The sequence below is a fragment of the Actinosynnema sp. CS-041913 genome (assembly GCF_050942485.1).
Lineage (GTDB): Bacteria > Actinomycetota > Actinomycetes > Mycobacteriales > Pseudonocardiaceae > Actinosynnema.
Window position 1 is genome coordinate 1,438,486 of record NZ_CP192037.1, and the last position, 12,774, is coordinate 1,451,259.

Genomic DNA, 12,774 nt, shown 5'->3' on the forward strand with positions numbered 1-12,774 from the left:
GCTCCTCCTCGTTTTTAGGGCAGCCTAAGTTATCCAACCCTAACTTGGGTGGTGGTGGGTAGCCTTCTCGGGTGATCCTGGACCTGAAGTTGGTCGGCGGGCGGTTCGTGACCATGGACGCCGAGCGTCCCGTCGCGTCGTGCGTCGGCGTGTGGGGCGGGCGGATCGTCGGGCTGGACGACGTCGCCGACCTGCCCGCACGGCGCGTGGTGGACCTCGGCGGAGCCGTCGTGCTGCCGGGGTTCGTCGACGCGCACAACCACCTGGCGTGGGCCGGGCGGGCTGCGCGGACGTTGGACATCTCGGGCTGCGCGACCGTCGCACAGGTGCTGGACGTGGTGCGGGGCGCTTCGCGGTCGCGGTGGCTGGAGGTCGCCGGGTACGACCATCGGGTGCTGGATCGGCCGTTGACGGCCCGCGATCTCGATGCCGCCGGGCCGCGCGTGTACGTGCAGGACGTGTCCGGGCACGCGTGTGTGGTCAGCAGCGACGTGTTGGAGCTGCTGCCTCCGGCCGTGTTGGACGACGTGCAGCGGGATGCCGGTGGCACGCCGACCGGGTTCCTGGCCGAGGGCGCGCAGTCGGCGGTGCGGGCGTTGATGTTGCCGTACTCGTTGGCCGACATCGCGTCCGACGTGCGGTCGGGCGCGATGCAGTGCCTGCGTGAGGGTGTCGTGCTGGCCGCCGAGGCCGGCGTGGGTGCGGGGCTGATCGGGAGCAGTCCGCTGGAGGTCGCGGCCTACCAGCGTGACGTCCTGCCGATCCGCGTGCAGCTAATGGTGTCGTCCGGTGAGTTGCGCGAGGTGCGGGCGCACGAGGCGGACGGGGTGCGACGGGCGCTGCCGTTGGGGCTGCGGACCGGGCTGGGCGACGAGTGGCTGTCCATCGGGGCGCTGAAGCTGTGGACCGACGGCGGCATGATCGCCCGGACGGCGGCGATGACCTCGCCTTATACCGGCGTGGGCGGGGTCGGGCAGTGGCAGGACGACCCCGGCGAGATGCGGGCGGCGATCCTCGACGGGCACGCGGCCGGGTGGCAGCTCGCGGTGCACGCGATCGGGGACCGGGCGGTGGACTTCGCCCTCGACACCCTGGCGGAGGCGCAGGCCCTGCGGGCTCGGCCGGATGCCCGCCACCGGATCGAGCACTGCGGGCTGGTGCGGCCCGACCAGGTGGACCGGATCGCCGCGTTGGGCGTCACGCCCGTCGTGCAGCCCACCTTCCTGTGGGCTTACGGGGACGACTACTCGGCGATCATGGGGCCGGAGCGTGCGCCTTGGCTGTACCGGGGGCGGGCGTTCCTGGACCGGGGTGTGGTGCTGGCGGGTAGTTCGGATCGGCCGGTGGCGGACGGGAACCCGTTGCGCGGCATCCAGTTCATGGTGGAACGGCGGTCGCGGAGCGGGCTGGCGGTCGGGCCGGACGAGGCCCTGACGGTGGAGGAGGCGATCTCCGCCTACACGCTGGGTGCGGCGTTCGCGTGTCGGCGGGAAGACGTGCTCGGGTCCATCACGCCCGGCAAGCTGGCCGATTTCGTGGTGCTGGAAGGAGATCCTCGGACGTGTGAGGTGTCCGCGATCGGGGACATCGCGGTGCTGGCGACCGTGGTGGGTGGCGAATTCCGGCACGACCCGGCCGGGTTCACGAGCTGACCGGCCTGCCTCGACCACGCACGTCCGCGCGGCGACCACGACACGGCTGTGCGGCGACCACGCATGGCCGCCGCGACGACGACACGGCTGTGCGGCAACCACGCACGGCCGCGGCAACGACGACACGGCTGCGCTGCCGCCGCGAAGTGCGACAACGCGGCCGTGTCACGACCTCAGGCGCTCATCCGCCAGTGCACGACGTACCCGGCGGCCTCGGCGGCGATCAGGGCGTCGAGCTTCGCCAGGTTCGTCCGCTTCGCCATCCGGAACGCCCGCCCCCGCCGCGCGTCCAGCAGCAGCGGTGTCGCGCCCGGCAGTGTGTCCTCCACCGTCTGCTGGAGGATGCGCAGCCCCACGTTCGCCGCCTCCTGCGTCAACTCGCGTTCCTTCAGGTACACCAGCACGGCCGCCGTCGAGCCGTCCGGCATCCGCAGGCCCAGGTTCGGCCGCACCCGCAGGGTCAGCTCGCCCGCGGCCCACCTGGTGGACGACACCGGCACCCCGGTGGCCCGCGTCCCCCGCAACCACGGCAGGAAACCCCGCCGCACCTCCTCGAACGCCCGGAGCTGCCCGTTGCGCGACGCCGACCGCACCGCCAGGTCCAGCTCCGCGTCCGGATCGGGCGAGTTGGCCGCCCGGCGCATGGCGTCCCGCACCGGGTTGTAGAACCCGCACACCCACGGGTCCGCGCCCAGGTACACGTCCCGCTGCTCGGACACGATGCTGATCCGGCCGCGCTGGCCGCTCATCACGTACTCGGTGAACGACAACGCGGTGACGCTGACCGGCTCCACGACCACGACAGGCTCCCCTCGCGCACGATCGAACTAACGTTCGAATTCTACCCGTCGGGTACGACAATCCGCGGTGACGAGGAGGTGCGGGCTACGAACGGACCTTCGTCAGCAGCGGTCCCAGCTCCGGGTCGGCCGCCACCTCCTCGAAGATCGCCGCCAGCGTCTCCTCGTAGAACGGGGCCGCCGTCCGGTAGACCTCCCGCCCCTCGGGCGTGAGGCGGCTGAACACCCCGCGCCGGTCGGTCTCGCAGATCTCCCGCGTGGTCAGCCCGGACTGCTCCAGCCGCGCCACCAGCCGGCTCACCGAACTCTGGTTCAGTCCCACGACCTCGGTCAGCTCCTGCATCCGCAGTTCGCCCCCGGGCGAGTCGTGCAGCGCGCCCAACGCCGTGAACTCCGACATCCCGAAGTGGAACCTCCGCTGCAACGCGCGCTCCAGGCTCGCGTTGATGCGGTTGTGCAGCGCGCGGAGGTCGGACCAGGTGGCGCGGACGGACAACTCGCCCTCCCCGGAGTGCAGGCATCGGCCTACATCCTATGTCGGGTCGTCGCCGACGGGCCCGAGCGCGCTCAGTCGCACCTCGAACGGCTCAACCAGCCAGTCTCGTCATCGCGCTCACTGCGGTGTGCCCGCCGGACCTTGAGGTGCTGCCCGCGCCGGTCGACGTGGTGCCGGCGGAGGACACGGTGTTCACGGCAGTTCGAAAAGTGAGTGAGATTCGTGTCGACACCGGGGCCGCCGGTAGGGTCTCCGCATGGCGGAACGTCCGGACATCGACCTGACGAGGCCGAGCGCGGCCCGCGTGTACGACTACTACCTCGGCGGCGCGCACAACTTCGCGGTGGACCGGGAGATGGCCCGGCAGGCCATCGGGATGTGGCCGGAACTGCCGCTGATCATGCAGGCGAACCGCGCGTTCCTGCGCCGTGCCGTGGAGTTCTGCGTCGAACGGGGCGTGCGGCAGTTCCTCGACCTCGGCTCGGGCATCCCGACCGTCGGCAACGTCCACGAGGTGGCCCGCAAGGCCGACCCGGAGGCGTGCGTCGTGTACGTCGACAACGACCCGATCGCCGTCACGTACAGCCGGACCATCCTCGGCGACGACAAGCAGACCCTGGTGGTGCAGGAGGATCTGCGCCACCCCGAGCGCGTGGTGGAGGACCCGGCGGTGCGCGACCTGCTGGACTTCGACCAGCCGATAGCCGTGATGATGGTGGCGGTGCTGCACTTCGTGCCGGACGACGACGGGCCTGGCGACATCGTCGCCGCGTACCGGGACGCCGTGCCGCCGGGCAGCTTCCTCGTCGTCTCGCACGCGACCCACGAGGGCCAGGACACCCAGGCCGACGACCACCAGGACCTCTACCGCCAGCGCACGGCGACCCCGATGACCATGCGCTCCAAGGACCAGGTGCGGTCGCTGTTCGCGGGGTACGACCTGGTGGAGCCGGGTGTCGTGCACCTGCCGCTGTGGCGTCCGGCGTCCCTGGACGACGTGGCCGACGACCCGATGCGGTTCGCGGGCCTCGCCGCCGTGGGACGAAAGGCGTAGTCCCGAGGACTGGCACGCCGGGCCGGTACCGCACCGGGGGCGGTGCGGTACCGGCTGTCGGACCGATCAGCGTTGTCCCGGGCTCAGAACTGGATGGCCCAGGAGTTCAACGTCCCGGTGTCGGACTGGTAGGCGTCGTGCACGCGCAGCTTCCAGACGCCGTTCGCGGCCTGGGCGGCGGCGTCGACCGTGTACGTGGCCTTGATGTCGTCACCGGAGTCGTTGGACGTCTCCTTCAGCAGGTAGGTCGTGCCGTTCGGGCCGACCAGGTGCAGGCGCACGTCGCCCCGGTACGTGTGCCGGATGTCGACCTCGACGCGCAGCGCCGACGGGGCGTTGCCCGCCACTTCCGCCACGGTGATCGGGGACTCCACGGTGGCCAGGTCGTTCACCGGGAAGTCGGCGGCGTTCTCGAACCGCTTGCCCGGCGCCGGGCCACCGCCGTCGTTGTTGTCGATCAGGCTCGCGATCTCCGCGTTCACCAGGCTGATCCGGGTTCCCCAGTTGGGGCACCCGCCGAGGTGGTGCAGGGCGATCACCTTGTGCGACGAGCCGGCCAGCACCGGTGACCCGGAGTTGCCGCCCGAGCTGTCGCAGCGGTAGCCGGTGTTCACGCCGGACGCCCTCACGTCGATCTTGCAGTACGCGCCGCCGTCGCTCTCCTCGTACAGGGAGAAGCGCTTCGGCCTGGTGTCGCCGTGGCCGGCGATGTAGATGCGCTCGCCGAGGACGGGTTCGCGCACGTCCAGGTACAGCGTGCCGTAGGACTGGATGGACGCGAAGTTGTTCACCGAGAACAGCGCGTAGTCCAGCGCGCTCAGCGGGCTGGACTTGATCAGCTCCAGGCCGCTGACCTTGGTGCCGGGGCGCGGGTTCGAGCCGCCGCAGGTGGCGCACTGGTAGTCGAACTGGAACTCGCTGGCCCGCAGGTCGGCCGCGCTCTCCATGCAGTGGTAGTTGGTGATCATCCGGTTGGTGTTGCCGACCCGCCACGCCGTGCAGTGGCCGACGCCGTTGAGTAGCTGGCGCGCGACCGCGCCGGACCGCGCGTACTCGGTGGGGTGGCTGGTCTGGTAGCAGACCACGTCGCGGCGGGCGTCCGTGCCGCAGACGCTGAGCGGCGCCGGGTTGGCGGCGGCCAGTTCGGGCTCGGTGAAGCCCCGGAAGTAGGTGTCGATGCGGACGCCGAAACCCTGCCGGGTCAGGGCTGCGGCGTTCGGGCGTTCCTTCACGGCGTGCAGGGTGACCACGGCGGTGTCGCCGTCGACGGACATCGCGGCGAAGCCCGGCCTGCCGTGCACGGTGTGCGCGGAGTCGCCGGGGAACGCGGTCGTGGTCGGGTTGCCGTGATAGGTGTGGACTTCACGTCCGGTCGGGTCGGCCACCGTCACGCGGTCGCCGGGCGCCAGCTTGAGCGACGCGAAGTGCACCTTGACGTAGGTGGAGCCGGGCTCGTGGAGCACCACCTGCCAGGAACGGCCGGTGGGCGCGTAGCGCAGGGTCGCGCCGCTGGTCTTCTGCTCGCCCGCCACGGTGACTCTCGGGTTCGAGGTCGGCTGTGGCGGTTCGGCTTGCGCCGAGGGGATGGTGAGTGCGGGTGTTGCCATCGCCAGTGCGGCCACCATTGGCAGGATTCGTGACCGGATGGACATGGCGCACCTCCTTGGAAAGGTCGTTTCCGGGTAGGCGGCGGTGCCCGACCCGGCTTCGGGTGGAAGCCGGGCCGGACACGTACGGTCGCACGATCAGCCACTGGGACTCCAGCTATCGGGGACACCGATGTCACCGGCTTCCCGAACCGGTGTCGGCCACGCCGGTGGGCGGGCGGGTCCTGAATCCATCACGGAACCGCGCCGAAGCCTCGGCGCGCGTCGCCGCTCACCGGCCTGAGGCCGTCAGTCCACCAGCACGCAGTCGCGGCTGAGGGCTTCGCCCAACCAGCTCTCGACGGCGCGGATCCGGTCGCGGACGAGGATGTCGTCCTCGCGGGCCAGTGCGGCTCGGCGGAGGATGCCCGCCTCTTCCAGGCAGGGCGCGTCGAGCCGTTCGGCGGACAGGGAGGTGAGTTCGGTGTGGAAGACCTGCTTGCGCCGGGGCAGCAGGGGCAGCGCCGCGGTGGGCAGCAGCCTCAGCACCTGGGCCTTCTCCCGCCAGTAGGCGTGGGGGTAGCCGGCGTCGTGGCGTCGTTCGAGCGGCAGCCGGCAGGCCGCCTCCAGGAACTCGCGGTCGAGGAACGTGTCGACGACGGGCACCGGTCCAGGGGAGTGCATGGGATGGATGGGGAAGAGCCGTTCCCACGCCTCCATGGTGGCCCAGCTCCGGTGGTGTTCCGCGTGCAGCCTCAGGACGTTGTCCACCCAGCTCCGCGTCCAGTCGGACACGAGGTCGCGGTAGGGGCCGCTGAGCGCGGTCGAGGGCCGCGCGCCGCAGAGAGCGGCGCAGCCGGCCGCGAAGTAGGTCTCGGCCCGGAGCTTGCGGGGCAACATCCGCGCTCCGGCGGCCATCGCTTCGAAGGACAGCGCTTTCCGGCTCGCGAACACGCTGTCCCGCGCGTAGCCGCGGGCGCGTCCGAGCATGCCGCGCAACGCCAGTTCGGCGGCCAGGAACCGGACCGAACCCAGCACCTCGTCCGCGCCGTAGCCGGTGAGGACGACGGACGCGCCGGCCGCCTCGGCTTCCTCGGCGATGACCTGGTTGGCGGTGGGGACGGCCTCCAGCCGGGGCCCGCGGGCGGACCACGCCACGGGGCCGCGGGGCAGCCGGTCGCGGTCGAACACCTTCAGCTCGCAGGTCAGCCCGAGCCCCGCGACCAGGCGGAGGACGACCGGGACGTTCGACCTGCCGGTGTCGTCCACCAGCTCGGTCACCAGCGCGACGATCTTCCGCTCCCGCCCGACCAGCCGGTGCAGAGTGACCAGGACCGCCAGGGAGTCGAGGCCCCCGGACAGGGCGACGCCGACTCCCTCGCGGTCCCCCGCGATCCGCCGAACACAGGCCGCGAACTCCGTGCGGAGATCGTGCCGCCGGTGGTCGGGCGAGGGCCACGGCGGGTAGTCGACCAGGCTCGGCCCTCCCACCACCGGGCTGACCGGCCCGAATTCCCCGTAGACCGCCGGAGGAGCCAGCCAGAGCGCCAGTCGGCTACGGGACACCTGTGTGCTCGGCGAATCCACGGAAAATCAGCGCTTTCGCTGCCGCAGGCTCTTCAGTGCCGACATGAAGGAATGCATGTCTTCGCTCGGGTCGTACATGCCCCGGCCACCCTTGACGCCTTTTCCGCGAACTCCGTCGCCCGGCTTCGACTTCTTGGCCATTGTGTTCACCTTCCCCGATGATTCGCCGACCCTGCGCTTATCGGCAGGGCACTGCGAGTCGAAAGGTAACACCCGGGTATGGCCTGGTCAGCGGCATTCAGTCCGCCGGGGGACAACAGGGGAGGTCGACCCGAACAGATGATTGGAAAATAAAAATATTTCAGATCGGCGGACTTTGTCGTAGATCCTCCGGCTTGCTGGACGGCAAGCAATAAAAAAGACCGCCCTGGGGACGCTGTCGTTCCGACGATGTCATCGGGCGTACAGGTCATCCACAACATTGTGATGAACCCGCCCGAGTGATGTCCAGCCGGTCACCGCGCGGGACCGGTATTGCGCATTCGTTCACGTCTGTCGTCCCGATCCGCCTGCCGGGCCACCTCGCCGAACGGCCCACCGCAGCCGTCTGTCACACCTCGCGGCACTGTCTCGTCTCGTTGATGCACGCGTTGTCGACATGAGTACGGAGACCGAAGTGGCACGAGAGATCGTTGTGATCGGTGGCGGACTGGCCGGGCTGACGGCGAGCATCGCCTGTGCGGAGGCGGGCGCGGCGGTCACGCTGCACGAGGCACATTCCACCCTCGGCGGCCGGGGCCGGACGACTCCGCCACCGTACGTGGCGCACGAGGGCGCCCACGTCTTCTACGCCGACGGTCCGCACTGGAAGTGGCTGGCCGAGCGCGACCTGATCGGCGACCTCGCCCGGATCCCGGCGCGGGCGGCACTGGTGGCGGGCTTCAGGTACGAAGGGAAGCTGCGTCGTCGTCCCTTCCCCGGTCTGCTGCGCATGATCCGCGACCGGCGTCGTTCCGCGCCCGTGGACCGGGACTTCGCGAGCTGGGCGGCCGAGCGCTACGGCGAGGAGGCGGCGAAGGCGGCGGCCAACGCGATCGCCGTCGTCACGTTCGACGCCGACACCGGCCGGCTGTCCGCGGCGTTCGTCTGGGAATTGCTGCACCGCGTCTTCGCCCCCGCTCCGCCCGCCGTCCGGTACGTGGTCGGTGGCTGGCCCACGGTGTTCGCCCGGATGGCGCGGCGGGCCCGAGAGCTGGGCGTGCGCATCGAGCTGAACTCGCGGATCACGGAGATCCCGTCGGCGCCCACGATCGTGGCCACCGAACTGGCCAGTGCCCGCGCCCTGCTCGGCGACGCCACCCTGGCGTGGGAGAGCGGCAACTGCGTCATGCTGGACCTCGCGGTGCACCGCAAGCGCGGCGACTTCTTCATCGTGTTCGACGCCGACCAGGGCGGCTTCCACGAGTGCTACACGATGCAGGACCCGTCCTTGGCGCCGGCGGGCCAGTCCCTGTTCCAGTTGGACATGCCGATCCGGTCCGGGGAATCGCGAGCCGACGCGACGGCCAGGGTCGAACAGCTCGCCGACCTCGCCGTCCCCGGCTGGCGGGAGCGCACCACCTGGCAGCGCAACGCCGTCGCGCGCGGGCGCAGCGGCGCCCTCGACCTGCCGGGGCAGACCTGGCGCGACCGTCCCGCGATCGTGCGCGGAGGCGACGTGTTCCTGGCGGGCGACATGGTCGCGGCGCCGGGAATGCGCGGCGAGATCTCCATGAACAGCGCCGTCGACGCGGCACAGGCGGCCCTGCGCGCCGCGGGCGTCCCCGCGGCGCGCAGCCGAAGCTAGATCGACCTAGCCTTCGTCGGCCATGCGGTACGCGCCCTCCTCCAGCCGTCGGATGAGGCGGTGGGTCCACTCCGCACGGCTCTGTGCGGTGTGCAGCCACAGCCCGATGACGTCACCGACCGGACCCCAGGTGTCCAGGTCGGTGTCCGGTGGCACCTGTTCGACGATGCTCGCGCGCCACTGGTCCATCGCCTGGGCACGCCGCCGCAGCAGGTCGAGCGCCTCGGCCCGGGGGAGGTCCTCGATCAGCCCCACCGCGGCGGCGAGCAGGTCGAGCCGCGGATCGCGGCTCGACAGCCCCTTGCGGAGCATCGTGAGGTACGTCTGCCGGCCTTCGCCGGTCAGCTCGTACTCCATGCGCGGCGGCCCGCCCGCCTCGCTCGGGGTGGTCTCGTGCACGAGCAGCAGGCCTTGTCCGGCCATGGCCTTGAGCGCGTGGTACACCGAGCCCGAGGTGGCGCTGGACCACTCGTGCGCGCCCCAGGCCTCCAGGTCGGCCCGCACCTGGTAGCCGTGTGCCCGCCCGCGCCGCAGCACCGCGCCGAGCACCAGCAGTCGAACCGCCGACATGCGCTCAGGCGACGTTCGGCTGGGTGGTGCTCACCCACCACAGCGTGCCGAACGGGTCGACGAAGCACCCCATCCGGCTGCCGTCCTCCTGGGCGATGACCTCCTGGGCGGACGTGGCGCCGGCGGCGACCGCCCGCGCGTGCACCGCGTCGGCGTCCGGCACGGTGCTCCAGAGCTGGACGTGCACCGGTTCGGAAGGTGAGGTGAGGCACCGCTCGCCATGGGCGCCCGAGTCGGCGAAGAACACCACCCCGGTCCCGATCCGGGCCTCCGCGTGCATCACCCGGTCGGGATCCGAGGGCAACCGGAGCACGTTGGACACCTCGGCTTCGAAGACGCTCTTGAGGAAATCACCGTAGGTCTCCGCGCTGTCCACCATCACGTAGGGCGTTACCGACGACATCACTGCCTCCTTGACTAACCAAATTTGGCTACCGGGCGAGCGTACCGCTCCGGGCGGGTGCTGGCTAGCCAAATTTGGTTAGTGGTCTCGACCACCTCAAGGTCGCCGCCGAGGCCACCCGCTGACTCCGCGACGCCGGTGGCGTCCCCATCCCGGTCGCCGGCTCAGAGCGCGAGCCGTGGCCAGGACCGGGTGTCCCGCAGCAGTTGCCGGTCGTGCGTGGCGATCACGACCGCGGCCGGGGTGGACCCGAGCGCGGCGGTCAGCTCGTCGACGAGCGCGGCCGACAGGTGGTTGGTCGGCTCGTCCAGCAGCAGCACGTGCGGGAGGCCCGCCAGCACCAGGGCCAGGTCCAGCCGCCTTCGGGCGCCGACCGACAGCTCGGCCACCGGCCGGTGGGTGTCGTAGGGGTCCAGGAGGCCCAACTCGCCGAGGCCCGGCACGGAGAGACCCGATCGGGCGACCTGTTCGTCGTAGAGCTCCACCGCCGTGCGCGGACCCGGAGGCTCGGACTCCTGGCCCAACCGCCCGACCCGCACCGACCTGGCACGGCTGACCGTGCCCGTGTCCGGCTCAAGGTCGCCCGCCAGCACCGTCAGCAGCGTCGACTTGCCCGCGCCGTTGGGCCCGGTGACCACCAGCCGGTCCCCGGAGTCCAGCGCCAGGTCGACCGGGCGGGCGAGCCTGGCGGCCACCGTCACGCCGTCCGCCCGCAGCAGGGTCGCGCCGCGGTGCTCGGGCAGCTCGGGCATGGCGAACCGGGTCGGCGGCGACGGGACCGCCACCACGTGCGCGTCCAGTTCCTCCTGCCGCCGGTGCACGGCCCGGACCAGGCCGGGCGCGCGGGTGGCGCGGGTGTGCCTGCCGTGCCCCTTGCCGGGCCGCCAGCTATCCCGCAACCGGTTCTGCGCCGCGGACAGGTCGTCGGCCAGCCGCTGCCGCTCGGCGACCTGCTCGGCGTGCAGTGCTTCCCACCGGGCACGCTCGGCCCGACGGGCCTCGACGTAGGCGGCGTAGCCCCCGCCGTACACCCGCGGCCGGCCGTCGCTGGACGGGTCGAGGTCGATCACCGAGGTGGCCACGTCGGCGAGCAGCGCCCGGTCGTGGCTGACCAGCACGACCACGCCGGGGTGGGCGCGCAGCCGCTCGGTGAGGTGGTCGAGCCCGGCGGCGTCGAGGTGGTTGGTCGGCTCGTCGAGCAGCAGCACCTGGTGCCCGGCGCCGAGCAGGCACGCCAGCCGCACCCGGTGGCGCTGCCCGACCGAAAGGGTGCCGAGCGGACGGGCGCGGTCGCCGACGGCGTTCAACGCGGCCAGCGACACCTCGACCCGCCGGTCGGCGTCCCACGCGTCCAACGCCTCGGCGTCCGCGAGCGCGGCGGCGTAGGCGTCGCCCGCGTCGGGCAGGCCGTCGGCGAGCGCGTCGGTAGCCCGCTCCAACCGGGTCAGCGCACCGCGCACGACGGCCAGTTCGAGGTCGATCAGCGCGCCGACGGTATCCGCGGCGCCGAGCGGGATCTGCTGGTCGGCGACACCGACCGAACCCGCGCGGCGCACTTCGCCGAGGTCGACGGGCAGGTCCCCGGCGAGCACCCGGAGCAGGGTGGTCTTGCCACGGCCGTTCTCGCCGACCACGGCGACCCGGTCACCGGCGGCGGCGACGAGATCGACGCCGGCGAGCACGGGCCGTCCGCCGAAGGAGAGGTGGACGCCGGACATGCGGACGTGCGCCGCCCGCGCAGGGGCGAGCGAAAGATGAGACGACAAGGAACTGCCTCCAACGAGGTGATGCGCAAGAAGGACGAAGTCCGGTGCCGCGGCCCGCGGTACCGGTGGAGGCGTCGTCCCTCAGAGGAAGAACAGGTGCTGCATCACGTTCCCCACGGTAGCCCAGCCGACTCGTTGGGTCACCCGGATTCTCGGCGGCCAACACAGCGGCCTGAACTACGTAGTTCCTACCGACGCGGCCACTCCCGCTGCCACGGGAAGCTCAGCCCTGACAGCCACCCCGCCGCATCAGCCGGCAAAACGGAGGAGAAGGCCCATGCCCGAGCCCCGCCCGACCACCCCGCGGACCCCTCGTCGCCGAACCGGCGCACGCACTGTCCTGCCGGCGGTCCCACTGGCCCTCGCCGGCGTTTTCGGCACCCCCGCCCACGCCGCCACCCCCGACCACGGCACCGGTCGGGCCTCCCCGACCTGCCAAGGCAAAGGCGTCGACCCGACCGCCAAGGCCCGCCACCGCACCGAAATCCTCATCCACGCGCCGCTGCGCACCATCTGGGACCTGCACACGGACGTCGAAAACTGGCCGGACTGGCAGAAACCCGCCGCCCCCATGACCATCAAGCGCCTGGACCCGGGCCCACTGCGCAAGTACTCAAGGTTCCAGGCGACCATCCACCTACCCCGCCCAGTCCCCCCGGCACGGTGGTCATCACCTCTACCGTGCGCCAACTCCAGCACGGCAAGTGCATCCGCTGGACCGGCCCCGCCGACGGCCCCGGGTTCCACATCGACGGCATCCACGTCTGGACCTTCACCAAGGTCCCCGGCGGCGTCCTCGTCCGCACCGAAGAGACCCACACCGGACCCCAAGCCGACGACAACTCCGACATGGGCCTCGAGACCTGGCTCAAAGACCTCAAAACCGCCGCCGAAGCAGACCGTTGCGACCGACCTCGGCGAACTCTGCCCTCCCCCTGACCTGTTACCGCAGGTCAGGGCCGTTCAAGTCGAGTGCCCCCGGCAGGATTCGAACCTGCGACCTCGGGATTAGAAGTCCGTGTGACTTCGAACGCACCTAGTGCTACCTGCTCGTTTTCTATCTAGTCACCGCTC

Annotated in this window: 11 protein-coding genes and 1 pseudogene; 4 read left to right on the forward strand and 8 right to left on the reverse strand. The window is 71.3% G+C overall.

Going from position 1 to position 12,774, the window contains the following annotated elements; all coding sequences use genetic code 11:
• The first annotated feature begins 71 nt into the window (after positions 1 to 71).
• On the forward strand, positions 72 to 1,652 hold the full coding sequence (locus ACQPZF_RS07090) for an amidohydrolase (protein ID WP_433269479.1): 1,581 nt from the start codon (positions 72 to 74) through the stop codon (positions 1,650 to 1,652).
• 173 nt (positions 1,653 to 1,825) lie between these two features.
• Here ACQPZF_RS07090 and ACQPZF_RS07095 read toward each other — a convergent pair whose 3' ends face one another.
• Together ACQPZF_RS07095 and ACQPZF_RS07100 are read right to left on the reverse strand one after the other, a co-directional pair.
• On the reverse strand, positions 1,826 to 2,452 hold the full coding sequence (locus ACQPZF_RS07095) for a hypothetical protein (RefSeq protein ID WP_433269481.1): 627 nt from the start codon (positions 2,450 to 2,452) through the stop codon (positions 1,826 to 1,828).
• A gap of 85 nt (positions 2,453 to 2,537) precedes the next feature.
• Positions 2,538 to 2,948, reverse strand: a complete 411-nt coding sequence (locus ACQPZF_RS07100) for a MarR family winged helix-turn-helix transcriptional regulator (protein WP_433269483.1) — start codon at positions 2,946 to 2,948, stop codon at positions 2,538 to 2,540.
• Positions 2,949 to 3,204: 256 nt separating this feature from the next.
• On the opposite strand from ACQPZF_RS07100, the gene ACQPZF_RS07105 reads away from it, so the two are divergent.
• Positions 3,205 to 4,002 carry an SAM-dependent methyltransferase gene (locus ACQPZF_RS07105; RefSeq protein WP_433269485.1) on the forward strand — a complete coding sequence of 266 codons (798 nt, stop codon included), beginning with the start codon at positions 3,205 to 3,207 and terminating at the stop codon, positions 4,000 to 4,002.
• A gap of 83 nt (positions 4,003 to 4,085) precedes the next feature.
• Here the strand turns inward: ACQPZF_RS07105 and ACQPZF_RS07110 are convergent, their stop codons facing one another.
• The 3 genes from ACQPZF_RS07110 to ACQPZF_RS07120 all read right to left on the reverse strand — a co-directional run bounded on the left by ACQPZF_RS07110 (position 4,086) and on the right by ACQPZF_RS07120 (position 7,316).
• Positions 4,086 to 5,654: a proprotein convertase P-domain-containing protein gene (locus ACQPZF_RS07110; RefSeq protein WP_433269487.1), complete on the reverse strand. Its 1,569-nt coding sequence runs from the start codon at positions 5,652 to 5,654 to the stop codon at positions 4,086 to 4,088.
• A 243-nt stretch (positions 5,655 to 5,897) separates the two neighbouring features.
• Positions 5,898 to 7,154 carry an asparagine synthase-related protein gene (locus tag ACQPZF_RS07115; RefSeq protein WP_433269489.1) on the reverse strand — a complete coding sequence of 419 codons (1,257 nt, stop codon included), beginning with the start codon at positions 7,152 to 7,154 and terminating at the stop codon, positions 5,898 to 5,900.
• Positions 7,155 to 7,181: 27 nt separating this feature from the next.
• Complete coding sequence (locus ACQPZF_RS07120; RefSeq protein ID WP_433269491.1) at positions 7,182 to 7,316, reverse strand: lariocidin/triculamin family lasso peptide core domain; 135 nt, start codon at positions 7,314 to 7,316, stop codon at positions 7,182 to 7,184.
• Positions 7,317 to 7,791: 475 nt separating this feature from the next.
• Here ACQPZF_RS07120 and ACQPZF_RS07125 point away from each other — a divergent pair, with 475 nt between their 5' ends.
• Positions 7,792 to 8,961: an FAD-dependent oxidoreductase gene (locus tag ACQPZF_RS07125; RefSeq protein WP_433269493.1), complete on the forward strand. Its 1,170-nt coding sequence runs from the start codon at positions 7,792 to 7,794 to the stop codon at positions 8,959 to 8,961.
• Positions 8,962 to 8,967: 6 nt separating this feature from the next.
• Here the strand turns inward: ACQPZF_RS07125 and ACQPZF_RS07130 are convergent, their stop codons facing one another.
• The 3 genes from ACQPZF_RS07130 to ACQPZF_RS07140 all read right to left on the reverse strand — a co-directional run bounded on the left by ACQPZF_RS07130 (position 8,968) and on the right by ACQPZF_RS07140 (position 11,700).
• Positions 8,968 to 9,531, reverse strand: a complete 564-nt coding sequence (locus ACQPZF_RS07130; RefSeq protein WP_433269495.1) for a PadR family transcriptional regulator — start codon at positions 9,529 to 9,531, stop codon at positions 8,968 to 8,970.
• A 4-nt stretch (positions 9,532 to 9,535) separates the two neighbouring features.
• A complete protein-coding gene (locus tag ACQPZF_RS07135) occupies positions 9,536 to 9,934 on the reverse strand; it encodes a VOC family protein (protein WP_433269497.1) in 399 nt (132 codons plus the stop codon).
• Positions 9,935 to 10,098: 164 nt separating this feature from the next.
• Positions 10,099 to 11,700 (reverse strand): ABC-F family ATP-binding cassette domain-containing protein, encoded by a 1,602-nt coding sequence (locus ACQPZF_RS07140; RefSeq protein WP_433269499.1) that lies wholly within the window; start codon positions 11,698 to 11,700, stop codon positions 10,099 to 10,101.
• Positions 11,701 to 11,977: 277 nt separating this feature from the next.
• Between ACQPZF_RS07140 and ACQPZF_RS07145 the strand changes: the two are divergent.
• Positions 11,978 to 12,639 (forward strand): annotated as a pseudogene (locus tag ACQPZF_RS07145) (SRPBCC family protein).
• The last annotated feature ends 135 nt before the right edge of the window (positions 12,640 to 12,774 follow it).

Excerpts from the sequence above, each read along its gene's own strand:
- ACQPZF_RS07135 (WP_433269497.1), bottom strand. The coding sequence starts at position 9,934 with ATGTCGTCGGTAACGCCCTACGTGATGGTGGACAGCGCGGAGACCTAC.
- ACQPZF_RS07105 (WP_433269485.1), top strand. The coding sequence starts at position 3,205 with ATGGCGGAACGTCCGGACATCGACCTGACGAGGCCGAGCGCGGCCCGC.
- ACQPZF_RS07130 (WP_433269495.1), bottom strand. The coding sequence starts at position 9,531 with ATGTCGGCGGTTCGACTGCTGGTGCTCGGCGCGGTGCTGCGGCGCGGG.
- ACQPZF_RS07120 (WP_433269491.1), bottom strand. The coding sequence starts at position 7,316 with ATGGCCAAGAAGTCGAAGCCGGGCGACGGAGTTCGCGGAAAAGGCGTC.
- ACQPZF_RS07110 (WP_433269487.1), bottom strand. The coding sequence starts at position 5,654 with ATGTCCATCCGGTCACGAATCCTGCCAATGGTGGCCGCACTGGCGATG.